Source organism: Collinsella aerofaciens (genome assembly GCF_901212495.1).
GTDB classification, from domain to species: Bacteria; Actinomycetota; Coriobacteriia; order Coriobacteriales; family Coriobacteriaceae; genus Collinsella; species Collinsella aerofaciens_H.
The window spans coordinates 18,100-41,391 of the sequence record NZ_CAAKNY010000079.1 but is presented as its reverse complement, the minus strand read 5'-3'; the positions used below and the strand labels follow the sequence as shown (position 1 = coordinate 41,391).

21 protein-coding genes, 2 tRNA genes and 1 riboswitch are annotated in these 23,292 nt (G+C 60.6%); of the genes, 22 read left to right on the top strand and 1 reads right to left on the bottom strand.

The annotated features are described in order from the left end of the window. Positions 1–192 precede the first annotated feature (192 nt). Positions 193–385: riboswitch (FMN riboswitch) on the top strand. Between the two features lie 5 nt (positions 386–390). The 9 genes from SFLMC1_RS09695 to SFLMC1_RS09655 all read left to right on the top strand — a co-directional run bounded on the left by SFLMC1_RS09695 (position 391) and on the right by SFLMC1_RS09655 (position 9,896). Further along, the gene (locus SFLMC1_RS09695) at positions 391–981 is read left to right on the top strand and encodes an ECF transporter S component (RefSeq protein ID WP_226814201.1); all 591 of its coding nucleotides are present in this window, start codon (positions 391–393) and stop codon (positions 979–981) included. Further along, the gene (locus SFLMC1_RS09690) at positions 978–2,882 is read left to right on the top strand and encodes an energy-coupling factor transporter ATPase (RefSeq protein WP_152073378.1); all 1,905 of its coding nucleotides are present in this window, start codon (positions 978–980) and stop codon (positions 2,880–2,882) included. The genes SFLMC1_RS09695 and SFLMC1_RS09690 overlap by 4 nt, the downstream gene beginning before the upstream one ends. After that, positions 2,882–3,682 carry an energy-coupling factor transporter transmembrane component T family protein gene (locus SFLMC1_RS09685; RefSeq protein ID WP_152073379.1) on the top strand — a complete coding sequence of 267 codons (801 nt, stop codon included), beginning with the start codon at positions 2,882–2,884 and terminating at the stop codon, positions 3,680–3,682. The genes SFLMC1_RS09690 and SFLMC1_RS09685 overlap by 1 nt, the downstream gene beginning before the upstream one ends. Positions 3,683–3,712: 30 nt before the next feature. Then, positions 3,713–4,159: a pyridoxamine 5'-phosphate oxidase family protein gene (locus tag SFLMC1_RS09680; RefSeq protein ID WP_152073380.1), complete on the top strand. Its 447-nt coding sequence runs from the start codon at positions 3,713–3,715 to the stop codon at positions 4,157–4,159. A 175-nt stretch (positions 4,160–4,334) separates the two neighbouring features. Continuing rightward, on the top strand, positions 4,335–4,745 hold the full coding sequence (locus SFLMC1_RS09675) for a pyridoxamine 5'-phosphate oxidase family protein (RefSeq protein WP_152073381.1): 411 nt from the start codon (positions 4,335–4,337) through the stop codon (positions 4,743–4,745). A 265-nt stretch (positions 4,746–5,010) separates the two neighbouring features. Next, positions 5,011–6,081: an N-acetyl-gamma-glutamyl-phosphate reductase gene (argC, locus tag SFLMC1_RS09670; RefSeq protein ID WP_152073382.1), complete on the top strand. Its 1,071-nt coding sequence runs from the start codon at positions 5,011–5,013 to the stop codon at positions 6,079–6,081. 134 nt (positions 6,082–6,215) lie between these two features. Beyond that, entirely contained in the window at positions 6,216–7,481 is a 1,266-nt protein-coding gene (gene argJ, locus SFLMC1_RS09665; RefSeq protein ID WP_187323943.1) for a bifunctional glutamate N-acetyltransferase/amino-acid acetyltransferase ArgJ, read from the top strand. An 81-nt stretch (positions 7,482–7,562) separates the two neighbouring features. After that, entirely contained in the window at positions 7,563–8,543 is a 981-nt protein-coding gene (gene argB / locus SFLMC1_RS09660; protein ID WP_152073384.1) for an acetylglutamate kinase, read from the top strand. Between the two features lie 69 nt (positions 8,544–8,612). Continuing rightward, positions 8,613–9,896: an aminotransferase class III-fold pyridoxal phosphate-dependent enzyme gene (locus SFLMC1_RS09655; RefSeq protein WP_152073385.1), complete on the top strand. Its 1,284-nt coding sequence runs from the start codon at positions 8,613–8,615 to the stop codon at positions 9,894–9,896. Positions 9,897–10,693: 797 nt separating this feature from the next. Here SFLMC1_RS09655 and SFLMC1_RS09650 read toward each other — a convergent pair. Then, a tRNA-Val gene (locus SFLMC1_RS09650) sits at positions 10,694–10,769 on the bottom strand. 187 nt (positions 10,770–10,956) lie between these two features. Between SFLMC1_RS09650 and asnB the strand changes: the two genes are divergently transcribed. The 13 genes from asnB (at position 10,957) to lysS (ending at position 23,125) form a co-directional block, all read left to right on the top strand. Then, positions 10,957–12,837 (top strand): asparagine synthase (glutamine-hydrolyzing), encoded by a 1,881-nt coding sequence (asnB, locus tag SFLMC1_RS09645; RefSeq protein ID WP_152073386.1) that lies wholly within the window; start codon positions 10,957–10,959, stop codon positions 12,835–12,837. 112 nt (positions 12,838–12,949) lie between these two features. Next, a complete protein-coding gene (locus tag SFLMC1_RS09640; RefSeq protein ID WP_152073387.1) occupies positions 12,950–14,512 on the top strand; it encodes a Mur ligase family protein in 1,563 nt (520 codons plus the stop codon). Positions 14,513–14,623: 111 nt separating this feature from the next. Next, positions 14,624–15,535, top strand: a complete 912-nt coding sequence (locus SFLMC1_RS09635) for an HAD family hydrolase (RefSeq protein WP_152073388.1) — start codon at positions 14,624–14,626, stop codon at positions 15,533–15,535. 53 nt (positions 15,536–15,588) lie between these two features. Next, complete coding sequence (gene murI / locus SFLMC1_RS09630; protein WP_152073389.1) at positions 15,589–16,473, top strand: glutamate racemase; 885 nt, start codon at positions 15,589–15,591, stop codon at positions 16,471–16,473. Between the two features lie 54 nt (positions 16,474–16,527). Then, positions 16,528–17,253, top strand: a complete 726-nt coding sequence (rph, locus tag SFLMC1_RS09625; protein ID WP_152073390.1) for a ribonuclease PH — start codon at positions 16,528–16,530, stop codon at positions 17,251–17,253. A gap of 143 nt (positions 17,254–17,396) precedes the next feature. After that, entirely contained in the window at positions 17,397–18,038 is a 642-nt protein-coding gene (gene rdgB, locus SFLMC1_RS09620) for an RdgB/HAM1 family non-canonical purine NTP pyrophosphatase (RefSeq protein WP_152073391.1), read from the top strand. Positions 18,039–18,041: 3 nt separating this feature from the next. After that, positions 18,042–18,488, top strand: a complete 447-nt coding sequence (gene dtd, locus SFLMC1_RS09615) for a D-aminoacyl-tRNA deacylase (RefSeq protein WP_152073392.1) — start codon at positions 18,042–18,044, stop codon at positions 18,486–18,488. A 306-nt stretch (positions 18,489–18,794) separates the two neighbouring features. Further along, positions 18,795–19,091 carry a Veg family protein gene (locus tag SFLMC1_RS09610; RefSeq protein ID WP_006234957.1) on the top strand — a complete coding sequence of 99 codons (297 nt, stop codon included), beginning with the start codon at positions 18,795–18,797 and terminating at the stop codon, positions 19,089–19,091. A 2-nt stretch (positions 19,092–19,093) separates the two neighbouring features. Next, complete coding sequence (gene ispE, locus SFLMC1_RS09605) at positions 19,094–19,990, top strand: 4-(cytidine 5'-diphospho)-2-C-methyl-D-erythritol kinase (protein ID WP_222838068.1); 897 nt, start codon at positions 19,094–19,096, stop codon at positions 19,988–19,990. A gap of 49 nt (positions 19,991–20,039) precedes the next feature. Continuing rightward, positions 20,040–20,116, top strand: a tRNA-Pro gene (locus tag SFLMC1_RS09600). A gap of 112 nt (positions 20,117–20,228) precedes the next feature. Then, positions 20,229–20,504, top strand: coding sequence for a twin-arginine translocase TatA/TatE family subunit (tatA, locus tag SFLMC1_RS09595; RefSeq protein WP_152073393.1), 276 nt, complete (start codon positions 20,229–20,231; stop codon positions 20,502–20,504). A gap of 106 nt (positions 20,505–20,610) precedes the next feature. Further along, a complete protein-coding gene (gene greA, locus SFLMC1_RS09590; protein WP_152073394.1) occupies positions 20,611–21,081 on the top strand; it encodes a transcription elongation factor GreA in 471 nt (156 codons plus the stop codon). A 79-nt stretch (positions 21,082–21,160) separates the two neighbouring features. After that, on the top strand, positions 21,161–23,125 hold the full coding sequence (gene lysS, locus SFLMC1_RS09585; RefSeq protein ID WP_152073395.1) for a lysine--tRNA ligase: 1,965 nt from the start codon (positions 21,161–21,163) through the stop codon (positions 23,123–23,125). The last annotated feature ends 167 nt before the right edge of the window (positions 23,126–23,292 follow it).

Sequence of the window (23,292 nt, the reverse complement as noted above, 5' to 3'; positions counted from 1 at the left end):
GAAGGACGTGGTTGATGGGAATACGCGTCCCTTTTGCTGTTTCGCGCTTTGCGCGAAAGGCGCACCACTTTGGCTTGAACGGAGAACGTGGTTGTCGTTCCAACTTGTCCCGGGTGTATTTCTGGAGCGTTTCCCTACCACAAATTACCCTTGGCATACTTGCGCGAAAGCCTACTGGTGCTACACTTGCAATTGCTGTTTCAGGGCGGGGTGGAATTCCCCACTGGCGGTAAATCGGGCGGTGCCAAAGGGGCGCCGTGGCGCAGGTAAAGTGCCTGCGCCCGAGCCGATGAGTCCGCGACCCGTGTGTGCGTTGGTTCGCATGCCGGCTGAACTGGTGAGATCCCAGTACCAACGGTTAGAGTCCGGATGAAAGAGGCAGGTGATTTTATGTCTGAACAGTCGCAGCATATCCATTTTGAGAACACGAATAGGTGGAGCACCAAACAGCTCGTTACCATGGCGTTGATGTGCGCCTTGGGCGCCCTGTTTATGTATGTGCAGCTGCCCATCCTCCCCTCGGCGCCGTTTTTGACGTATGACCCGTCGCTGGTGCCGGCGATGGTGTGTGGATTTGCGTATGGCCCTGGCGCCGGCACCGCTGTTGCCGCTATGGCGATCGTTATCCATGCGCTTACCACGGGCGATTGGGTCGGTGCGCTTATGAATTTAGTTGCCACGCTGGGCTATATCCTGCCTGCGGCTATCGTCTATCAGAAGATGCGCACCTACAAGGGTGCCGTGATTGGCCTGGCGCTGGGCGTTATTGCCGCTACGGCGCTTTCTATGGTCGCGAATCTGACCATTGGCGTTTGGTTCTGGTATGGCTCGGTCGACGTGATTTTGCCGCTCATGATTCCCGCCGTGCTGCCGTTCAACCTTATCAAGACCGTGCTCAACTCGGTGTTGACGCTGGCGGTGTACAAGGCGGTCTCTAATCTCATTACGCCCAAGAAGGACCAGGTCAAAGGCCGCGCATGATTGAGTGTCGGGGCGTTTCCTTTAGCTATGACGGTGCGGCACCGGCGCTCGATGGCATCGATCTGAACATCGAGGATGGCGAGTTTTTCTGCATCCTCGGCGGAAACGGGTCGGGCAAGTCGACGTTTGCCAAGCATTTGAACGCGCTGCTGCAGCCCGATACGGGAACGGTGTGCGTCAACGGCATGGACGCGTCCGATCCCGAGCTGGTCTACGACATCCGCTCGACTGCGGGCATGGTGTTCCAGAATCCCGACGATCAGCTTGTGGCGACGCTTGTCGAGGACGATGTTGCGTTTGGTCCCGAGAACTTAGGGGTTGAATCGGCCCAGATCGCACAGCGCGTGCGCGAGGCGCTGAAGGCCGTGGGTCTGGTGGGCTTTGAGCGACACGAGACCCACGCTCTCTCGGGCGGACAAAAGCAGCGCGTGGCGCTTGCCGGCGTGCTCGCCATGGAGCCGCGCGTGCTCATTTTGGACGAGGCGTCTTCGATGCTCGATCCGCGCGGGCGCAAGGGCCTTATGGAGGCCTGTCACGCGCTGCACGAACGCGGCATGACCATCGTGATGATTACACATTTTATGGAAGAGGCCGCTGAGGCCGATCGCGTTGCTGTCTTCCAAGCGGGCCGCGTTGCCATGCTCGGTACGCCCGAGGAGATCTTGACGCGGGCGGACGAACTCGCGCGGCTGAACCTGGATATGCCGCCATCGTGCTGTCTTGGCAGGGCGCTTCGCGCGAAGGGCGTGCCCATTTGCGCACAGGTGCGCGAGGCGGATATGGTCGCCGATATAGCGCAGGCTTATGCCGAGCGGAGTAGGGCAGGCATCGCCGGGCGGCCTTTCGCATCCGATCCTCGTATTCCCGACAACGTCTCCTCTGCAATCGATGGTGCAGACGCGCTGGAGCCCGTCATCGAGATTTCGCACCTTTCGTATAGCTATTCGCTGAGCGCCCGCGAGCGTCGCCGTTGGCACAAGCGCTCGGCCGCCGAGAGTGCATCGAACAAACAGGCCCTCTGGGGCAACGACCCTAGCAGCCCCTGGGCATTGCGCGATGTGTCGCTAACGGTGCGTCGTGGCGAGTTCCTGGGCCTTGCGGGCCATACCGGTTCGGGTAAGTCGACGCTGGTTCAGCATCTCAACGGCCTGATTCGTCCCCAGGAGGGTTCCGTTTACGCGTTGGGGCTCGACCTGGTAAACAAGAAAGATGCCGCCGCGGTTAAGGCAAAGGTCGGCGTGGTGTTTCAGTATCCAGAGCGTCAGCTGTTTGCCGAGACCGTGGCACAGGACGTGGCATTTGGTCCGCACAACCTTGGCCTGTCGCAAGACGAGGTTGCCCGCCGCGTTGAGTCATCGCTCGCGCGCGTGGGCCTCGACTTGGCCACGGTGGGCGACAAGAGTCCCTTTGAGCTCTCGGGCGGGCAGCAGCGGCGCGTGGCGTTTGCTGGCGTGCTTGCCATGGAGCCCGAGGTCCTGGTACTCGATGAGCCCATAGCGGGACTCGATCCGGCGGCGCGCAGTGGTTTCCTGGAGCTCATCGATCGGCTTCACCGCGATGGCCTGACCGTTGTCATGGTTTCGCACAGTATGGATGACCTTGCCAATTGCTGCGACCGTATCGTCGTAATGAACGAAGGCACGGTGTTTGCCGAGGGAGCCCCCGCGCAGGTGTTTGCGCATGCCGATGAGCTCAAGTCGATCGGCTTGGGTGTTCCCACTGCCCAGCGCATGGCGCTGGCACTTGCGAAGGCAGGCGTGCCGCTGCACTTTGACGGCCTCTATACGGTTGAGTCGCTGGCAGACGAGTTGGTGGACCTGCTAATCGGTCGCTCGGACGGTCCTTCTAACGTCGCGGACATTGCTACACCCAAGACGGTCGCGCGAGAGGAGGGCTGCTAATGGAGGCGTTTTCGTTTGGCAGCTGCTATCCCGGCGATAGTGCAATCCACCGCTTGGACCCGCGAACCAAGTTGCTCTTGGGCTTTGTGTTTCTGATCACGGCGCTCACGGTCAGCAGCTTCCGCGGACTGGTCCCGGTCGCAATCTTCGTTGTCCTGATCTATGCCGTGTCCCGGGTGCCGGCTCGTCGCGTCCTGTCATCGATGGCGCCGCTGCTGGCGATCGTCGCGGTGGTCGCGGTGCTCAACCTGTTTTCCGACCAGGGCGGGCGCATTCTGTGGCAGCTCGGCTTTTTGCAGATAAGCGAGGGTTCGCTGCATTCCGCCGCCTTTATGGCGTGCCGTCTGACCTTGATGATGGCCGGTATGAGCGCTATCACGCTCACCACACCGACGCTCGACCTCACCGCGGGCTTTGAGCGCCTGCTCGCGCCGTTTGCGCGTGTGGGACTTCCTGCGCACGAGCTCGGCATGATCATGGGTATCGCGCTGCGCTTTATGCCGCAGTTTGCCACCGAGATGAAGCAGACGGCCGATGCGCAAGCAAGCCGCGGTGCGCGCGTGACGGGAGGCCCGCGCGGCGGCGTGCGTATGCTCGGCAGTGTGGCGATTCCGCTGTTTACGGGCGTGTTTCGTCATGCCGAGACGTTGTCTGCCGCCATGGATGCCCGTTGCTATCATGGCGAGCGGGGCCGCACACGTCTGCATGCGCTTGCATTTGGCCGCGGCGATGCGTTGGCGGCGATGGTTACGGCGTTGCTGCTCGTCTGCATCATCGCCATCAATCTTCAACTTGTTTAGGCGCGATTCGAGCGCAGGAAAGGGGCCCCAATGACCGACAACGACCGCACTGCGCAGCTCGAGCGCGCCTGTTCGTATCTTAGGCGTATTCCGGCGTGGTATCTCGCCACGATTGACGTGGCGGACGGACATCAGCCGCGCGTGAGGCCGTTCTCGTTTGCCATGGTCGATGATGGCAAACTGTGGTTTTGCACCTCGCGCGATAAGGACGTGTGGGCCGAGCTCAGCGCGAACCCCAAGTTTGAGGTTTCGGGTTGGAAGCCGGGGGAGTGTTGGATTGTGCTGACCGGCGAGGCCGCGTTCGAGGACGACGCGGTCGTGAGCGACCGGGTGCGCCAAGCCGGCTTTAAGCACATGGTGGGCATCGGCGAAGACCACGAGGGCGCCAACGACGGCCGCCTTGCGTTTTTCTCGGTGCGCAATATCGCCGCCCGCTTCTGTGATATCGACGGTAGCGAGGAGCGCCTGGAGCTTTAACGCTCACCAATCAGTATTCCGGGGCAGTTAATTTGGGACGGGGCTATTTTAGCTACCTTGGGCACATGGGATGATTTTTTCTGGGACGGGGATTAAATAATCATTGGGTGCCGAATGATTATTTAATCCCCGTCCCAGAAAAATCATCTCAAAATTGCGAGCGTCAGGAGGACACATGGACGGATTGAATACGGTGTTGGAGTATCTGACGTCGGTGCCGGCATGGTATTTGGCGACGAGCGTTGACGGACAGCCGCATGTGCGTCCGTTTTCGTTTGCGCAGATCCAGGACGGCAAGCTGTGGTTTGTAACGGCGCGCACCAAAGACGTGTGGCAAGAGCTGCTGCAAAATCAACGCTTTGAGGCCACGAGTTGGTGGCCGGGCCATGGCTGGCTCATCTTGCGCGGGTATGCGGGTCTGGATGACCAGGCCGCTCCCGATATGCGCAAGGCAGGCTGGAAGCACCTGGAGCGCCTAGGCGAGCACTACGAGGGCGCAGGCGATCCCACGCTCGTCTTCTTTAGCGTGGAGGAACCCGAGGCCTTTATCTGCAACCATGACGAATGGGTGCCGGTCGAGCTCTAAACGAGTCTCTCAGCAAGCTTCGACAATTCAAATTCCCGCATGTAGCGGGCCCCACATTGCAACGTCACCGTAAGGCGCACTGGGCAATATGGGGCCCGCATTTATTTGTCAATTCCTTCGAGTGAATGTGTCGGGACTGTTTCAATGCATGAATATACAAAAGATTTGCGTATATATGCATCTTTTGGTGCTAAAGTTTCAACCCACTTCATAACGACGGCTGCGGGATGCGCATTGGTGCATAACTGCAGACAAGGAGTCTGATATGTCTTTAAAGGTTGGAATCGTCGGTGCGGCTGGATATGCCGGCGCCGAGCTTATTCGCCTCGTCCTCGGTCATCCCGAGTTTGAACTTGCTGCCATTACGTCCAATGCCGATGCCGGCCAGCCGTTGTCTGCGGTGTACCCGAGCTTCACCGGCGTAAGCGACCTTGTCTTCACGACGCATGATGCCCCCGAGCTCAAGAACTGCGACGCGGTCTTTTTGGCCGTGCCGCACACGGCCGCCATGGCACAGGTGCCCGCCCTGCTTGCCGCGGGCGTCTCCTGCATTGACCTCTCGGCCGACTATCGCCTGAGCGATCCGGCTACCTTTGAGGCTTGGTATGCCGCCGAGCACACGAGCCCCGAGCTGCTCAAGACCCGCGCTTTCGGCCTGCCCGAGCTGTTCTGCCAGGATTTGGAGACCGCTGCATCCGACCACGCCGATGGCAAGCCCGTACTGGTCGCCTGCGCCGGTTGCTATCCCACCGCAACGAGCCTTGCCGCCGCACCTGCCGTACGCGCCGGCTGGGTTGCCCAGAGCGGCCCCGTGATCGTTGACGCTATCAGCGGTGTAACGGGTGCCGGTAAGTCCTGCAACGCCCGTACGCATTTTTGCAGCGCGGACGAAAACCTGGAGGCCTATGGCGTGGGCAAGCATCGTCACACGCCCGAAATCGAGCAGATCTTGGGCCTAACCGATCGTGTCGTCTTTACCCCGCACCTGGCACCGCTCAAGCGCGGTCTGCTCTCTACGGTGACGATGCCGCTTACGGCGACGGCTATCGATACCTTGACCCTCGAGGATGTTGTCGACCATTACCAGCAGTTCTACGCCGGTCGCACCTTCGTGCGCGTACTCGATGCCGGCCAGCAGCCCAAGACGGCTTCGGTCGTCGGCACCAACGCCGCCCAGATCGGCCTCGCGCTCAACAAGCGCGCGGGCGTTCTGGTGGCTACGGGCGCCATCGACAATCTGTGCAAGGGTGCAGCAGGCCAGGCGGTCCAGTGCGCCAACATCGTCTTTGGTTTTGACGAGCGACGAGGCTTGCCCACAGTGGCGTGCCCGGTGTAGCACATTCGATTGTTAACGATTTGGTAGTCGGGCATCGGGTGGGGCGCCACTCTTAAGCTGGTCTCATGATTGTGGCTGGCAGGGCGCACCAACCGATGCCCATTTTCTGTTTGACATAAGGAGTCATAAAGACGATGAATGCAGAGCAGTTCGATATCAAGATTCATGCCGTAGAGGGCGGCGTAACGGCGGCAGCCGGCTTTAAGGCGGCGGGCATCCATGCCGGATTCCGCAAGAATCCCGAGCGCCTGGATTACGCACTCGTCGTGCCCGATAAGCCCTGTCCCGGGGCCGGCGTGTTTACGACTAACCGATTTTGTGCGGCGCCCGTGCAGGTGAGCCGCGCCAACCTGGGCGGCGCCGACAAGGGCTACGGCGTCATTGCCGGCGTTTCGGTCAATTCTGGCAATGCCAACGCCGCCACGGGGGAGACCGGTCTTGCCTGCGCGCGAGAGACCTGCAACATCGCCTCGCAGGTCATCGGCTGCGAGCCCCAGCAGATTCTGGTCGCCTCCACGGGCGTAATTGGTCAGATTCTGCCGATCGACACGTTTGAGACTGCCGTTCCTGCCGCCTACGAAGCGCTCTCCGCCCACGGTGGCGCCGATGCCGCCCGCGCTATCATGACGACCGACACGCACTCCAAGGAGTATGCCGTGTGTTACCGCAGCGAGGCCGCGGGGCACGCAGGCAATGCCTATACGGTGGGCGGTATGTGCAAGGGCTCGGGCATGATCATGCCCAACATGGCAACCATGATCGCGGTCATCACCACCGATGCCCCCGTTGAGCCGGCGGCGCTCCACGCCCTGTTGCTCTCAACCGTCAAGCAGACCTTTAATAAGGTAACGGTCGACTCCGATACTTCGACCAACGACACCTGCATCATGCTTGCTTCCGGCGCTGCCGCAGATGCCGAGCCTATTGTCGAGGGCTCTGACGCCTTCGACGAGCTGGCCTTTGCCGTGCATGAGGTGTGCGAGAGCCTGGCGCGCAACATCGCCGCAGATGGCGAGGGCGCATCCAAGCTCGTGACGGTTAACGTCACCGGCGCCGTGAACGACGAGGAGGCCGATATCGCCGCTCGTGCTGTCGCCAACTCGCCGCTCGTCAAGACCTGCATCGCCGGCCACGACTGCAACTGGGGCCGCGTTGCCATGGCGCTCGGCAAGTGCGGCGTGCAGTTCAACCAAGAAGATGTGTCCATCGACATGATGGGCATGCCCGTCTGCCGTGATGGCCTGACCGTTCCCTTTGACGAGGACGAGGCGCTGCGTCGCTTTGAGGCGCCCGAGATTGTGATCTCGGCAGACCTGGGCGCAGGGGACGCGGCGACCACCGTGTGGACTTGCGACCTCACGCACGAGTACATCTCCATTAACGGCGACTACCGTTCCTAGACTCCCGATGTGCCGCTCGTCCCGCTGCAATCGCGGGCAACGAGGTACGGCGCGATAGCTACACGAAAGACGAGGCAGACTATGAAGTTCGCACGCGATTGTCGCTCGAGCGAATCCAACGAAGTTACCGCGCAGCTGCTGTTCGAGGCGCTGCCGTGGATTAAGAACCTGACCGGTAAGACGGTCGTTATCAAGTACGGCGGTGCCGCCATGGTCGACGAGCAGCTACGTCGTGACGTGATGAGCGACATCGTCCTGCTCAAGATTATCGGCATGCGCCCTGTTATCGTGCACGGTGGCGGCAAGGCCATCAACGAGGCGCTCAGCCACTACGACATCCCCGTCGAGTTTAAGAACGGCCAGCGCGTGACTACGCCTGCCACCATGGATATCGTGCGCGAGGTACTGGGCGGCAAGGTCAATCAGGAGCTGGTCGCGGCGCTCAACCACCACGGCAACCTGGCCGTGGGCGTGTCCGGCAGCGACGCCGGTACCCTTATCGCCGAGCCACTCGACCCAGAGCTCGGCCGCGTAGGCAAGGTCACGCACGTCAACACCGACTATATCGAGCGTTTGCTCGACAGCGAGTACATCCCCGTTATCGCTACCGTCGCGGCGGGGGAGGACGGCGGTTTCTTCAACATCAACGCCGACACCGCCGCCGGCGCCGTTGCGGCGGCGCTTCATGCGCACAAGGTGATCTTCTTGACCGACGTCGACGGTCTGTACAAGGACTTTAGCGACAAGGATTCGCTTATCTCCAACCTGACGCTCGACGAGGTCAATGAGATGCTCTACGGCGGCGAGGTCGACAAGGGCATGATTCCCAAGCTGCGCGCCGCCGTCGATGCGCTTACCGCTGGCGTGTTCCGAGCCCACATCATCAACGGCACGACGCCGCACTCGCTGCTGCTGGAGCTGCTGACCGATGCTGGCGTCGGTACCGTGATCCACTCCACCGAGACGGCCTACGAGTTCGATACGCATCCGCACCCGCTTTCGACGTTTGCGGCGCGCCTGACCGAGAACCTCGACGAGGTCGAGAAGCTCCAGACGGTCTAGCTGACCCGCGGTCGTCGCGTCCCTGCACCCATAGCCCTGCGCCGTACGGCGCCCAACGAAAGGCATCCCATGTCACTTGCAACTCAACAATCGCTCGAATCCCATTACGTTATGCATACCTTTGGTCGCTCTCCGGTAGAGTTTGTCGAAGGCCACGGCATGAAGCTCACCGACGACGATGGCCGCGAGTACCTCGACTTTCTAGCCGGTATCGGCGTATGCAGCCTAGGCCACGGCAACCCTGCAGTGCTCTCGGCGCTCGAGGCACAGACCAAAAAGCTCATGCATGTCTCCAATTACTTCTACATCGAGCAGCGTGGACAGGTCGCGGCGCTGCTGTCCAAGCTCGCCAACGACGACGTAGATGGTGCGTGCGTTCTGGCCGATGCCATTGCCGCCGGCGATGAGACCACGGCCGCTGCGCTCGGTGCCCCGGCTGCGGACGAGCAGGTGTGGGAGACGTTCTTTGCCAATTCTGGTGCCGAAGCCAACGAGGGATCGATGAAGCTCGCGCGTCTGTACGCCAAGCGTGCTGGTAACGGCGGCAACACCATCGTATGCATGCGCGGTGGCTTCCACGGCCGTACACTCGAGACCATTGCCGCCACCATGCAGGATTGGCTGCAGGACAGTTTCCGTCCGCTGCCGGGTGGCTTTGTGGCCTGCACACCCAACGATATCGACGAACTGCGCTCGATCTTTAAGCGGCTGGGAAGCGAGGTCTGCGCCGTCATACTCGAGCCGATTCAGGGCGAGAGCGGTGTGCACCCCATGACCGAGGAGTTTATGGCGGCGGCGCGCGACTTGGCACACGAGGTGGGCGCCGTTCTTATTGCCGACGAGGTCCAGTGTGGCATCTTCCGCTCCGGCAAGCCGTTTGCATTCCAGACCTATGGCGTGGAGCCCGACATTATGAGCCTTGCCAAGGGCATTGCCGATGGCGTGCCCATGGGCGCCGTGGTGGCAAAGAAAGAGATCGCCGACGTGTTTAAGCCGGGTGACCACGGCTCGACCTTTGGCGGTAGCTGCTTGGCTGTTGCGGCGTGCGCCGCGACGCTCTCCGCGCTCGTGCGCGGTGATTATGGCGAGCATGCTGCCAAGGTGGGTGCTTATATGGAGGCAAAGCTCACCAAACTGCCGCATGTGGTCGAGGTACGCGGTCGCGGCTTGATGCTCGGCTGCGATCTGGATGACGCTGCGGGCGATGCGCATGATATTGTTGCCCGAGCGTTGGAGGCCGGTGCCGTGATTAACGCTACGGGTGCTCATACGCTGCGCTTCCTGCCGCCGCTTGTCTGCGAGGAAGCTGACGTGGACAGGCTGATCGAGATTTTGTCGGACGTTTTGGCCTAACACAGCGCAATAACTCAATTTGGACCGGGTTCCGGACTGCGGACGTGCCATAGCGGTACGATTCAGCGGTCTGGAGCCCGTTTTGCTATCGATTTGCTAAGGCGGGGATACCTGCTGGTCAAAAAACATCAAATATGAGTACTGCTACCGATTTGGTAGCAGCAATTTTGGACTAATAAGGCCAGATAGCAAGACAAAATGCGCGATAAATGCACGCTTTTGATCCAACTGTGAGTCCTTATAATGGACATATGTTGCGTAACTTAAGCAAATACTATCTTTTTATATGTTGCAAGCAAAGTAGCAGTACTCATTTTTGCCATTTTTTGGCCACGACCTTTGTGACAGACGTGCTGATGGGTGCGAATCCCTCTGTGATGGGCCCAAAAACGAAAGGCCCCCATAGCTGGGAGCCTGTCAAATCAGTGGTGGGCGATGAGGGATGTCCGCGGGCGGCTGGCGCCGCCCGCGCCCCGCTTCGTCGCTCCGCTCCTCGCGTGCTGCGCTGGAAAACGCTTCGCGTTTCCTCAGCTCCGCACCCTTGCGGGTTCGAATCCCACGAAATGGGCCCATACAAAAACGGCCCCCTTTCGAGGACCGTTTCCAATTCGGTGGTGGGCGATGAGGGATGTCGCGTGCGGCTTCGCCGCCCGCTTCCGCTTCGTCGCTTCGCTCCTCGCGTGCTGCGCTGGAAAACGCTTGCGCGTTTTCTCAGCTCCGCACCCTTGCGGGTTCGAATCCCATGCACTGGGCCCTAACAAGAAAGGCTCCCATCGCTGGGAGCCTATCAAAACAAGTGGTGGGCGATGAGGGATTCGAACCCCCAGCCTTGTGCGTGTAAAGCACCTGCGCTAACCGTTGCGCCAATCGCCCGTGCGGAGAGAGTATAGCAAAACAATCGCCCCATTCACCTCATATCCATTAAAGGTAACCGGTGCGTGTCGGCGCGGAGCTGATTCAGTTGAGATTGCCTGAACATTCCGTCCCTCTTTACACCCTCGGGTATACTCAAAAGCTACTGATTCGATTTGATACCCAGCAACAGCAGAGGGGATAGTATATGTGCGGTTTTGTCGGTTTTGTCGGTGGGACGGATAACCAATCCGAGGTGCTCACCAAGATGATGGACCGCATCGTCCATCGCGGTCCCGACATGGGCGGTCAGTTTATCGATGGCCGCGTTGCCTTGGGCTTCCGCCGCCTGTCGATCCTCGACCTGACCGAGGCTGGCGCTCAGCCCATGGCCAACGAGGACGGCAGCGTCGTCATCGTCTTCAACGGCGAGATCTACAACTTCCAGGAGCTTCGCTCCGAGCTCGAGGCCAAGGGCTATAACTTCCACTGCGGCGCCGACACCGAGAGCCTCCTGCACGGCTACGAAGAGTGGGGCGAGGCCGTACTCGATCGCTTGCGCGGTATGTACGCCTTCGTCATCTGGGACAAGAAGAAGAACAAGCTCTTTGGCGCCCGCGATATCTTTGGCATCAAGCCGCTCTACTACTATCCCATGGCCGATGCGGGCGACGGTGCGCCGGGTGTGCTCTTTGGTTCCGAGATCAAGAGCTTCCTGGACTACCCGCACTTCCACAAGGCGGTCAACAAAAAGGCCCTGCGTCCGTACATGACGCTGCAGTATTCGGCAACCGAGGAGACCTTCTTCGAGGGTGTCTACAAGCTGCCGCCGGCGCATTACTTTACCGTCGACATCCCGACCGGCAAGATGAACATCGAGCGCTATTGGGATTGCGACTACTCTGCCGTCGAGAAGCCGTTCGAGGAGTACGTCGACGAGCTGGATGAGGTTGTGCACGAGAGCGTCGAGGCCCACCGCATCGCTGATGTTAAGGTCGCTTCCTTCCTCTCCGGCGGCGTCGACTCCAGCTATATTGCCGCTTGTCTCATGCCCGACAAGACCTTCTCGGTGGGCTTCGATTACAAGAATTTCAACGAGACCAACTACGCCAAGGAGCTTTCCGATAAGCTCGGCGTCGAGAATGTCCGCAAGATGATCACCGCCGACGAGTTCTTTGGCGCACTCGAGGACATTCAGTATCACATGGACGAGCCGCAGTCCAACCTGTCGTCTGTGCCGCTGTGGTTCTTGGCTGAGATGGCGCGCAAAGACGTCACCGTCGTGCTTTCGGGCGAAGGCGCCGACGAGCTCTTTGGCGGCTACGCCTACTACGAGGACACGGTTCCGGTGCGCAAGTACAAAAAGATGGTGCCGTTGCCCATTCGCCGCGCGCTCGGTAACCTGGCGCTGCATATGCCGTACTTCAAGGGCCATAACTTTCTGGTCAAGGGTGCCGAGATCCCCGAGAAGTCGTTCCTGGGCCAGGCTTTGGTATGGCCTGAGCGCGAGGTCGACGGCGTACTCAAGCCCGCGTACAACACCGGCGACGGCGCCTTCGAGCTCGCTGCACCCATCTACGCGCGCGTGAAGGGCCAGCCCGAGCTGGTCAAGAAGCAGTACCTGGACATGAACATGTGGCTCCCGGGCGACATTCTGCTCAAGGCTGACAAGATGTGCATGGCGCACTCGCTGGAGCTGCGCGTGCCCTTCCTGGATCGCAAGGTCATGGAGTTCGCCGAGCACATTCCCGACCGCTACCGCATCAACGAGAACGGCAACAAGCAGGTACTCCGCCACGCTGCCAACAAGTCGCTGCCCGATGAGTGGGCCACTCGTCCCAAGGTGGGCTTCCCGGTGCCGATTGTCTACTGGCTGCGCGAGCAAAAGTGGTACGACTATGTCAAGACGTACTTCACCGCGCCGTGGGCAAGCGAGTTCTTCGATACCGACGAGCTCATGCACCTGCTCGACCTGCACTTTGCAGGCAAGGGCGATTTCCAGCGCAAGATCTATACACCGCTCGTGTTCCTGGTGTGGTACAAGCGCTTCTTTATCGACGAGGACCAGCCTTCTGTTCAGGCTGCCTAGTCTCGGCTTACGAATGCCTGCGCGTAACGGCTCCTCCGGGAGCCGTTTTTGCGCGAGCACGTTTCAGTTACTATGAAAACCGTCCCTGCCAAATGGCTGAGAAAGGTGAAAGATGCACCATTCGGATTCCGCGGCCGTGACCACGGTCGATACGCTTGCCAAGCTGCTCGATGTGTGCGGCGAGCTGCGTGCTTCGGAGCAGGTTGACGAGCGTGCCGTGACCGGCTGTTCATTTGATTCGCGCGCGGTTTCGGCGGGTGACGTGTTCTTTTGCAAGGGCGCTGCCTTTAAGCCCGCGTTTTTGAGCATGGCGCTCGATGCGGGCGCCGTCGCATTTGTGTGCGAGGAGTCGCTGGTTGAGTCTCTGGAACCGCTGGCGCAGGAGAGTGGTGCTGCGATGCTGGTCGTGGCCAGCGTGCGCACGGCCATGGCCCTGCTGCCGCCGGAGGTCTACGACCGTCCCGACCATGACGTTAAGATCGTGGGCATCACCGGTACCAAGGGAAAGACCACGGCCGCTTTTATGCTCCAGTCCATCATCAAGGCGGCGGGCGAGTCCTGTGGCATGATCGGCTCGGTGAGTACCGACGATGGTATCGAGTGCTACGAGAGCACCAACACCACGCCCGAGGCCCCGGAGGTCTGGCGCCATATCGCCAACTGCCGCGCGTCTGGTCGCCAGTCCATGGTCATGGAGGTCTCGAGCCAGGCGCTCAAGTACCAGCGCGTCGAGAACCTGCCGTTTGACGTGGCGTGTTTCCTCAACATCGGGCGTGACCACATCTCGCCGATCGAGCACCCGACCTTCGAGGATTATTTTGAGAGCAAGCTCAGGATCTTTGATCAGGCTAAGACCGCCGTGGTAAATCTGGGCACCGATGAAGTCGAACGCGTACTGGAGGCCGCGTCGACGGCCGAGAACTTGGTGACCGTTGGCGTCGAGCATCCCGAGGCGAGCCTGTGGGCAAGCGATGTCCGCATGGTCGGCTTTAACATCGAGTTTAATCTGCATGGCATGAGAGCCGACAAGCCCGAGGCGGGGGAGAAGGTCCTGCTGGGTATCGCGGGAGACTTCAACGTTGAGAACGCGCTGGTCGCTATCGCCGCCGCGCGCGAGATCGGCATCGGTATCGATGCCATCAAGAAGGGCCTCTCCAAGCTGCGTGTGCCGGGCCGCATGGAGGTCGTGGAGTCGAAGGATGGCCGCGTGATTTGCGTTGTTGACTACGCTCACAACCAACTCTCGTTCCGCTCGCTCTTTTCGTCGGTCAAACGAGCGTTTCCCGCCAGCCCGGTCATTGCGCTGTTTGGTGCCGCTGGAGGCAAGGCGCAGGAGCGCCGTGAGCAGCTTCCGCGCGAGGCCGCACCATATTCTGATCTGCTGGTCTTTACCAACGAGGATCCGGCTCACGAGGACCCGATGAAGGTCTGTCGCGAGCTTGCCGAGCATGTTCCCGACGATACCCCGAACAAGATTATCCTCGATCGCGAGGCTGCTGTGCACGCGGCGTTCAAGGCGGCGCGCGAGGAATACGTCAGCCCCGATGCGCCCACCATCGTCTTGCTGTTGGCAAAGGGCGACGAGGAGCTCATGCACGTGGGTGATGAGTTCGTACCCATCGAGAGCGATCTTTCGCTTGCCAATCGTTTAATCGATGTTACCCAGTTTGACTAATGAACTGCGATGAGGGCGGCGTCCTGAGTGCGCTGCCGTTGCAAGCGCGTTTCCCCTCAAGCGAGGCGCGCCGCCTAAGACCAGAAGCCCCTTCTACGTAATGGAGTGACCATGTCCCACAATACCCTGCCGACCGTCGCTGAGCTTTCGGGCGAGATGCGCGAGCGTCTTGCCAAGGTTAAGTACGTCTTTACCGACCTGGACGCCACCATGCTCGCGCCCGGCTCGTGCGTGCTGCGCGACAACGACGGCAACCCCTCGACCAAGCTCGTCGAGGCTGTCGTGGCACTTGCCCGCGCCGGCATCCAGGTGGTCCCCACCTCGGGCCGCAACCGCACCATGATCCACGAGGATGCGCGCGTGCTTGGCCTCAACTCCTACATCGGCGAGATGGGTGGTCTGGTCATGTACGATCTCAAGGCTAACGATTGGGAGTATCTGACCGGCGATATGCCCTACGACCCCGCCTGCGGCCTCACGCCGCATCAGGTGATCGAGCAGACCGGCGTGTGCGAGAAGATCCTTGCCCGCTGGCCGCATAAGATCGAGTACCACAACGACATGTCGACTGGCTACAAGTACCGCGAGGTCACCGTCGGCATGCGCGGCGATGTGCCCGACGACGAGGTCCAGGCCATTCTTGACGAGTCCGGCTGCGGCCTGGTCTGGGCCTGCAACGGTCACCTGACGCATCTGTCCAAGCCGACGACGCTCGAGCTCGAACGCGTCGAGGATGGCCGCGCGTTTAACATCAATCCCGCCGGCCTCAACAAGGGCGTTGCCATTGCGCGCTTCTGCGAGCATCTGGGTATCGAGCGCGAGGAGACGCTGGCGCTCGGCGACTCCGAGTCCGACTTCTACATGGCCGACCACGTGGGCACGTTCTGTTTGGTCGAGAACGGCCTGACCAGCGCCGGCGCGCCCGAGTTCCTGGATACTCGCGATAACGCCTACGTCACGCGCGGCAAGATTGTCGACGGCTGGGCGGCAACGGCCGAGCTGCTGGTCGCGGCCCGTTCGTAGTGCGGTTCTATCGCGCTGAGCCATATCTTTTCGAGAGAGAATCTGGTGAGGTCATGTCCGATATCGAGAATCCGGCAGGCGACACGCGCCCGATTGGCGTGTTCGATTCTGGTTTGGGCGGTCTGACGGTTGCGCGCGCGATTGCGACGGCGCTGCCGCACGAGTCCGTCTACTACTTTGGCGACACCAAGCGCTGCCCCTATGGCACGCGCACCGAGGATGAGGTGCGATCGTTTGCACTGCAGGCGGGCCGTTGGCTGTCGAAGCACGACGTCAAGATCATGGTCATCGCCTGCAACACGGCGACTGCAGCGGCTTTGCGTTTGGCCCAGCAGGTGCTCGACGTTCCCGTCATCGGTGTGATTGCACCAGGCGCACGCGCGGCAATCAACAGCACCCGCACGCGCCGGGTGGGCGTGCTCGCGACCAACCTCACCATTCGCTCAGGCGCCTACACGCGTGCCATTCAGGATCTGGATGCCGGCGTCGACGTATACGGCTGCCCTGCCTCGAGCTTTGTCGAGGTCGTTGAGCACGAGCTCGCCTCGGGCGCGCATCTGCAAGAGCAGTGGCTCGAGAACGAGGACATCTTCGATACGCCTGCCGTACGCGCGCTGGTCGGCGCCACGGTTGAACCGCTGCGCGACCACGGCATCGATACCGTGGTGCTCGGCTGCACGCATTTTCCGCTGCTCGCGGGGCCCATTCGCCATGCGTTGGGGTCTGGGGTGCGCGTGGTGAGCTCCGCCGAGGAGACCACGCGCGAGCTGACCGATATTCTCATGCGCCGCGAGCAGCTGGCGGGCGACGCAGCCGAGCCGCAGCATCGTTTTGCGACGACGGCCGATAACATTGCCGAGTTTGCGGTGGCGGGCAGTTTTATCTTTGGCCAGCCGCTCAAGAGCATTGAGCATATCGATATCGATGAGCTGAAATAGATGTAAGGCAGCCGCCAAAGCCGTCGCCACATCTTTTGCCGAAAGGATTTTTCTATGGAGTATATGCAGGTCAATCGCGCCAATGGCCGCGCCGCCTATGAGCTGCGCCCCGTTAAGCTCACCCGTGGCGTCATGAAGCACGCCCACGGTTCGTGCCTGGCGGAGTTTGGCGATACGCGCGTGCTGTGCGCTGCCACCATCGAGGAGGGCGTGCCGGGCTGGCGCAAGGGCGCCAAGGCCGGTTGGGTAACCGCGGAATACGCCATGCTGCCGGCATCGACCGGCAAGCGCTGCAAGCGCGAGCACGCCAACCGCAAGGGTCGCTCCATGGAGATTGAGCGTCTGATCGGCCGTAGCCTGCGCACCGTCGTCAACATGAAGGCGCTCGGAGAGTGCACCGTCATCGTCGACTGCGACGTGATTCAGGCAGACGGCGGCACGCGAACGGCGAGCATTACCGGCGCCTGGGTGGCACTGCACGACGCCCTTGCCATGTGGGTCGAGGCGGGTAAGCTCGAGCGCATCCCGCTCACGGGTCAGGTCGCCGCGATTTCCATGGGCGTTGTCGACGGCAACACCCTGCTCGACCTGGATTATTCCGAGGACAGTCATGCCGAGGTCGACATGAACCTTGTCGCCACCGATACCGGTGAGATGATCGAGCTCCAGGGCACTGGCGAGCAGGCGCCCTTCGACCGCAAGCGCCTCAATGCCCTGCTCGATTTGGGCGACAAGGGCATTGCCGAGCTCATCGAGCTCCAGCGCCAAGCCCTCGCCTAACCTGCCAAAAAGGGACAGGTTTATTTTGGCAGGTTTTATCTGGGAAAACGTCGAAGTATAAGACTGCCGCTGATTAAGAGGGGGAGAGGCCGAGGCCTCGTCGTCCTCAACACGGCATTGCTATAGAGACAAGGAGACCACTCATGGCACTTGAGAAGATTGACATCGACACCCTTGACCCGGCGGCGACCATCGTCGTGGCAACGGGCAACGCCCATAAGCTCACCGAGATCGAGGCCATTTTGGGCAAGGTTATGCCCGAGGTTCGCTTTGTGGCGCTCGGCCAGCTGGGCGATTTTGAGGACCCCGAGGAAAACGGCACGACGTTTTTGGATAACGCCATCATCAAGGCGCAGGCCGCGGTAGAGGAGACGGGGCTTATGGCCATCGCCGACGATTCGGGCCTGGTTGTCGATGCCTTGGATGGCGATCCGGGTGTGTATAGCGCGCGCTACGCGGGCGTGCACGGTGACGATGCCGCTAACAATGCCAAGCTGCTCGTGAATCTGGAGGGTGTGGCCGACGAGGACCGCACTGCACGCTTTATGAGCGTTGTCGCGCTTATCGATACAGACGGCCTGGTCACCTATGGCGAGGGCGCCTGCGAAGGCGTTATCGCGCATGAGGGCCGCGGTGACCATGGCTTTGGCTACGATCCGCTGTTCTTGCCGGTCGATACGCCGGGCAAGACCATGGCCGAACTGACGGCGGACGAGAAGAACGCCATTAGCCATCGCTTCCATGCGCTCGAGCACCTGTCTGCCAAGCTGACGGGCGAGGAGTAGGCCGTGCGTGCGGTGGTGCAGCGCGTGCTCAATGCCGGTGTGACGGTCGACGGCGAGTGCGTGGGGAAGATTGGCCGTGGTTACCTGGTACTGCTGGGCGTGGGCCATGGCGACACGTGCGCCGAGGCCGATAAGCTGTGGGGCAAGCTCCGGGGCTTGCGCATTAACGAGGACGACAACGGCAAGACCAACCTGGCACTTGCCGATGTCGACGGCGAGGTTCTCGTGGTGTCGCAGTTCACGCTGTTCGCCGATTGCCGTCACGGCCGCCGTCCATCGTTTACGGATGCCGGCGCCCCCGATGTCGCCAACGAGCTCTACGAGTACTTCCTGACGCTTGTGCGCGAGGACGTCGAGCACGTAGCGCATGGCATCTTCGGCGCCAATATGAAGGTCGACCTCGTCAACGACGGTCCATTCACCATAGTCCTCGATACCGACAACTTTTAGGTTACGCGGTATTACCAAACCGCGTAACTACTCGACGCTGCACGGCCACCATTCGGCCAATCTGTCGCTCAAACCGTCGCTCGCGTACAAAAGTACGCGTCGCTCCTCTTTCGCGACACCTTGGCTCGAATGGTGGCCGTTCGCTGACGTGAACTAGTCATGTGAGGTTGTCGTCTGGTACGAATTTGGGACGGGGCTTATTTAACTACTTGCGTATGACGGCAGCAGGGTGCTACAGTATTAGAGTTTTGTCTATCTTAGGGGTATTATCCCCTTTTTGAATTGCACCTTCTGGAGGCCCTGTTCATGGAAGAGATGGAAGTCAATCACGTCGACGACATCCACGAGAAGCTGACCGATATGGTGGGCGATCGCGTTAAAGTGAAGGCCAACATGGGCCGCACCCGCGTCGTCGAGCGCATGGGCACCATCAAGAGCGTCCATCCGGCAGTCTTTATCGTCGAGGTCGACGAGCGCCGTGGCCGCAAGTCGCGTCAGTCCTACCAATATATTGATGTTCTCACCGGCCAGGTCGAGCTGTTCGACCCCGAGAGCGGCGAGCACATTTTTACCCCGCTCGGCAATCAGCTCGAGGAGCACTAGCGGTGACCGATTGGTCCCTGACCCTTTCCGCGCCGGCAAAGATCAACCTCTATCTGGGGGTTCATACCGCGCGCGACGACCGCGGCTACCATAAGGTCGATTCCCTGATGGCAGCCGTCGGTCTTGCCGATACCGTGACGGTCACGCCGGCACAGGCGCTGACCGTCCAGACGATTCCGGCATCCGACTTTCCTATGCAAAAGAATACGGCGTATCGTGCGGCCGCTGCTATGGCCGAGCATTATGGTCGCGAAGCCAATGTCTGCATCACGATCGAGAAGAGCATCCCGTTGTGTGCCGGCCTGGGCGGTCCTTCGACGGATGCCGCGGCGGTCATTGTCGCCTTGGCGGAGCGTTGGGGCATCGACCGTGCCGATCCCGCGCTGGACAACATCGCGCGCGGCATTGGCGCCGACGTCCCGTTCTTTTTGCACGCGAGCCCTGCGTTCTACGTGGGTGGGGGAGACGTGCTGGCAACTGAGTACCCTGCGCTGCCCACGACGCCCGTCGTACTGGTTAAGCCGCGCGAGGCAAGCGTTTCAACCATTGAAGCCTATCGACGTTTTGACGAGACCCCAGCGCCTGCGGACAAGCCCGGAGCGATTGCATCCGCTCTTCGCTCGGGAGACGCAGAGGCGGCCTACGCGCTCGTCCATAACAACCTGGGTGTCATTTCCGCGCAGATGGAGCCGCGGATTCAAACGGTGCTCGACTGGCTTCATTCACAGGACGGTACTATTGCCGCAGACGTGTGCGGTTCGGGTGCCTGTTCGTTTGCTCTCTGCGATACCGCCGCCACGGCAGTCAATCTTGCGGCAGACGCTCAACAAAACGGCTGGTGGGCCTGCGCGACGGAGTTCATTCCCAACACGGTTCGCATTGAAGCGCCAAAGAAGTAAAAATTTCTCTGGCACACGACGGAGATCTTTGTTATTATAGTCGAGCTAACGGGTTGTGGCTCAGTTTGGTAGAGCACTGCGTTCGGGACGCAGGGGTCGCTGGTTCAAATCCAGTCAACCCGACCAGAGCACGAGGAGGGACCGCTTCTTGCGGTCCCTTTTTTTAGCTATTGTTGTGATACCGCGATACCCGCGGTATACTCATTCGAGCTTGTCTCGCTGTATTGTGGAGGTCTACATGTTTGGACTGAGGGCTCCTGAGCTCATCATTATTCTCGTCGTTGTCCTGATTATCTTTGGGCCCAAGAACCTGCCGAAGCTCGGTAAGTCCCTCGGCTCTACCGTCAAGAATATCCGCGAAGGTATGGAGGGCGATGATAAGGGCGAAACCAAGCAGGCCGAGGACGTTGTGGTCGAGGAGTCCAAGGAGGACAAGGAGATCGCAGAGCTCGAGGCCAAGCTCGCTGCCGCCAAGCAAAAGAAGGCAGAGGACAGCGACGCGGACGCAGAGTAGTCCCATCCCTTTGGGGTGAGCACCTGACCGGCTTGCCCGCAGGCTAGCCGGTCTTTTTCGTTTTGTTGACAGTTGATCGTTACATCAGAGTTGGGGAGATATCCGTATGGACGCAAGCCAGATCGTACTGACCGCTGAGGGCCGCCAGAAGCTCGTCGAGGAGCTCGCTTGGCGTGAGGGCGATTACGCCAAGGAGATCGTCGAGGACATCAAGGAAGCCCGCGCGTTCGGCGACCTTTCGGAGAACTCCGAGTACGATGCCGCCAAGGACAAGCAGGCCCAGAACGCCGCTCGTATCGCCGAGATCCAGGCCATCCTCGCCAACGCTCAGATCGCTGCCAGCACGGGCGACCTGACCGTCTCCATTGGCTCGACCGTCACCCTGGTTGACCCCAACGGTGAGCTCATGGACGTCACGCTTGTCGGTACCACTGAGACCAACTCGCTCGAGCACAAGATCTCCAACGAGTCTCCGGTCGGCCACGCCATCATCGGTCATGGCGAGGGCGACTCCGTCGAGGTCGTTACGCCTTCCGGCAAGACCCGTATCTACACCATCGCCAAGATCGCACGCTAGACCACGGTCCCGCGTAAAGGTATGTTTTCGCTCCCTGGGACCGAATCCTGGGGAGCGTTTTAGTTTGAGGAGCTATCTTATGGCAGAAAACCAGAACGCCGCCGATCAGGCATCGACGCTCAACGACGAGCGCGCCACCCGCCTGGCCAAGCGTGCCTCCCTGTTCGAGGCGGGCCAGAACCCGTATCCCGAGCACTCCGAGATTGAGGACTACGTCGTCGACATCGAGACTAAGTACGCCGAGCTCGCCGATGGCGAGGACACCGAGGACGTCGTGAAGATCGGCGGCCGTGTGGTCGCCAAGCGCGGTCAGGGCAAGATCATGTTCATCGTCGTGCGCGACGCGACCGGCGAGATCCAGCTGTTCTGCCGCATCAACGATATGGATGACGCCGCCTGGAACACGCTCAAGGCCCTCGACTTGGGCGACATCCTGGGCGTGACCGGCGTAGTCGTGCGCACCCAGCGTGGCCAGCTTTCCGTTGCCCCTAAGAGCGCGACGCTGCTGTCCAAGGCCGTTCGCCCGTTGCCCGAGAAGTTCCACGGTCTCTCCGACAAAGAGACCCGCTATCGTCAGCGCTATGTCGACCTGATCGCCAACGATGACGTTCGCGAGACCTTCCGCAAGCGCTCGCAGATCCTCTCCACATTCCGCCGCTTTATGGAGTCCGATGGCTACATGGAGGTCGAGACTCCTATCCTGCAGACCATCCAGGGCGGAGCTACTGCCAAGCCGTTCATCACGCACTTCAACGCGCTCGATCAGGAATGCTACCTGCGTATCGCCACCGAGCTGCACCTCAAGCGCTGCATCGTCGGCGGCTTTGAGCGCGTGTTCGAAATCGGTCGTATCTTCCGCAACGAGGGCATGGACCTTACCCACAATCCCGAGTTCACCACGATGGAGGCCTACCGTGCCTTCTCCGATCTCGAGGGCATGAAGGCGCTCGCCCAGGGTGTCATTAAGGCCGCTAACAAGGCTATCGGCAACCCCGAGGTTATCGAGTACCAGGGCCAGACCATCGATCTGTCCGGCGAGTGGGCCAGTCGTTCCATGACCGATATCGTTTCTGACGTGATTGGCAAGCCGGTCACCATCGACACGCCGGTTGAGGAGCTTGCTGCCGCCGCACGCGAGAAGGGCCTGGAAATCAAGCCTGAGTGGACTGCCGGCAAGATCATCGCCGAGATCTATGACGAGCTGGGCGAGGACACCATCGTCAACCCCACCTTTGTGTGCGATTACCCCATCGAGGTTAGCCCGCTTGCCAAGCGCTTTGAGGATGACCCGCGCCTGACCCATCGCTTTGAGCTGGTCATCGCCGGCCACGAGTACGCGAACGCGTTCTCTGAGCTCAACGACCCGGTCGACCAGGCCGAGCGCTTCGCTGCCCAGATGGCCGAGAAGGCCGGTGGCGACGACGAGGCCATGGAGTACGACGAGGATTACGTGCGCGCCCTCGAATACGGTATGCCTCCCGCGGGCGGCATCGGTATCGGTATCGACCGTGTGGTCATGCTGCTCACCAACCAGGCTTCCATCCGCGACGTGCTGCTGTTCCCGCACATGAAGCCCGAGAAGGGTTTCCAGTCCGGTGCCGCTGCTGCCAAGGCTGCCGAGGCCGGCAACACCGCGAGCCCCTTCGTCAAGCCGCTCAAGCCCACGGTTGATTATTCCAAGATTGCCGTCGAGCCGCTGTTTGAGGAGTTCGTCGACTTTGATACCTTCTCCAAGAGCGACTTCCGCGCCGTGAAGGTCAAGGCATGCGAGGCCGTCAAGAAGTCCAAGAAGCTGCTGAACTTTACGCTCGATGACGGCACCGGCACCGACCGCACCATCCTTTCCGGTATTCACGGTTATTACGAGCCCGAGGACTTGGTCGGCAAGACCTTGCTTGCCATCACCAATCTGCCCCCGCGCAAGATGATGGGTATCCCCAGCTGCGGCATGCTGATCAGCGCTATCCACGAGGAGGAGGGCGAGGAGCGCCTCAACCTGATCCAGCTCGACGCTTCCATCCCTGCCGGCGCAAAGATGTATTAAGAGTTACGCGGTTCTACGAACCGCGTAACGGCTCGTCGCTGCGCGGGCCACATTTGGACAATCTGACGTTCAACTTCAAGGGCGCGACCAGAAGGTCAGCGCCCTTTCGTTTCACGCCACCTTGTCTCAAATGCGGTCCGCTCGCTGGCGTTGCCAACACATCGATG

Coding starts and splice junctions, on each gene's coding strand:
- SFLMC1_RS09610 (WP_006234957.1), top strand. CDS start 18,795: ATGGAAGAGATGGAAGTCAATCACGTCGACGACATCCACGAGAAGCTG.
- lysS (WP_152073395.1), top strand. CDS start 21,161: ATGGCAGAAAACCAGAACGCCGCCGATCAGGCATCGACGCTCAACGAC.
- SFLMC1_RS09695 (WP_226814201.1), top strand. CDS start 391: ATGTCTGAACAGTCGCAGCATATCCATTTTGAGAACACGAATAGGTGG.
- SFLMC1_RS09675 (WP_152073381.1), top strand. CDS start 4,335: ATGGACGGATTGAATACGGTGTTGGAGTATCTGACGTCGGTGCCGGCA.
- SFLMC1_RS09635 (WP_152073388.1), top strand. CDS start 14,624: ATGTCCCACAATACCCTGCCGACCGTCGCTGAGCTTTCGGGCGAGATG.
- argB (WP_152073384.1), top strand. CDS start 7,563: ATGAAGTTCGCACGCGATTGTCGCTCGAGCGAATCCAACGAAGTTACC.
- SFLMC1_RS09690 (WP_152073378.1), top strand. CDS start 978: ATGATTGAGTGTCGGGGCGTTTCCTTTAGCTATGACGGTGCGGCACCG.
- asnB (WP_152073386.1), top strand. CDS start 10,957: ATGTGCGGTTTTGTCGGTTTTGTCGGTGGGACGGATAACCAATCCGAG.
- SFLMC1_RS09685 (WP_152073379.1), top strand. CDS start 2,882: ATGGAGGCGTTTTCGTTTGGCAGCTGCTATCCCGGCGATAGTGCAATC.
- SFLMC1_RS09680 (WP_152073380.1), top strand. CDS start 3,713: ATGACCGACAACGACCGCACTGCGCAGCTCGAGCGCGCCTGTTCGTAT.
- argJ (WP_187323943.1), top strand. CDS start 6,216: ATGAATGCAGAGCAGTTCGATATCAAGATTCATGCCGTAGAGGGCGGC.
- murI (WP_152073389.1), top strand. CDS start 15,589: ATGTCCGATATCGAGAATCCGGCAGGCGACACGCGCCCGATTGGCGTG.
- tatA (WP_152073393.1), top strand. CDS start 20,229: ATGTTTGGACTGAGGGCTCCTGAGCTCATCATTATTCTCGTCGTTGTC.
- SFLMC1_RS09640 (WP_152073387.1), top strand. CDS start 12,950: ATGCACCATTCGGATTCCGCGGCCGTGACCACGGTCGATACGCTTGCC.
- argC (WP_152073382.1), top strand. CDS start 5,011: ATGTCTTTAAAGGTTGGAATCGTCGGTGCGGCTGGATATGCCGGCGCC.
- SFLMC1_RS09655 (WP_152073385.1), top strand. CDS start 8,613: ATGTCACTTGCAACTCAACAATCGCTCGAATCCCATTACGTTATGCAT.
- rph (WP_152073390.1), top strand. CDS start 16,528: ATGGAGTATATGCAGGTCAATCGCGCCAATGGCCGCGCCGCCTATGAG.
- greA (WP_152073394.1), top strand. CDS start 20,611: ATGGACGCAAGCCAGATCGTACTGACCGCTGAGGGCCGCCAGAAGCTC.
- rdgB (WP_152073391.1), top strand. CDS start 17,397: ATGGCACTTGAGAAGATTGACATCGACACCCTTGACCCGGCGGCGACC.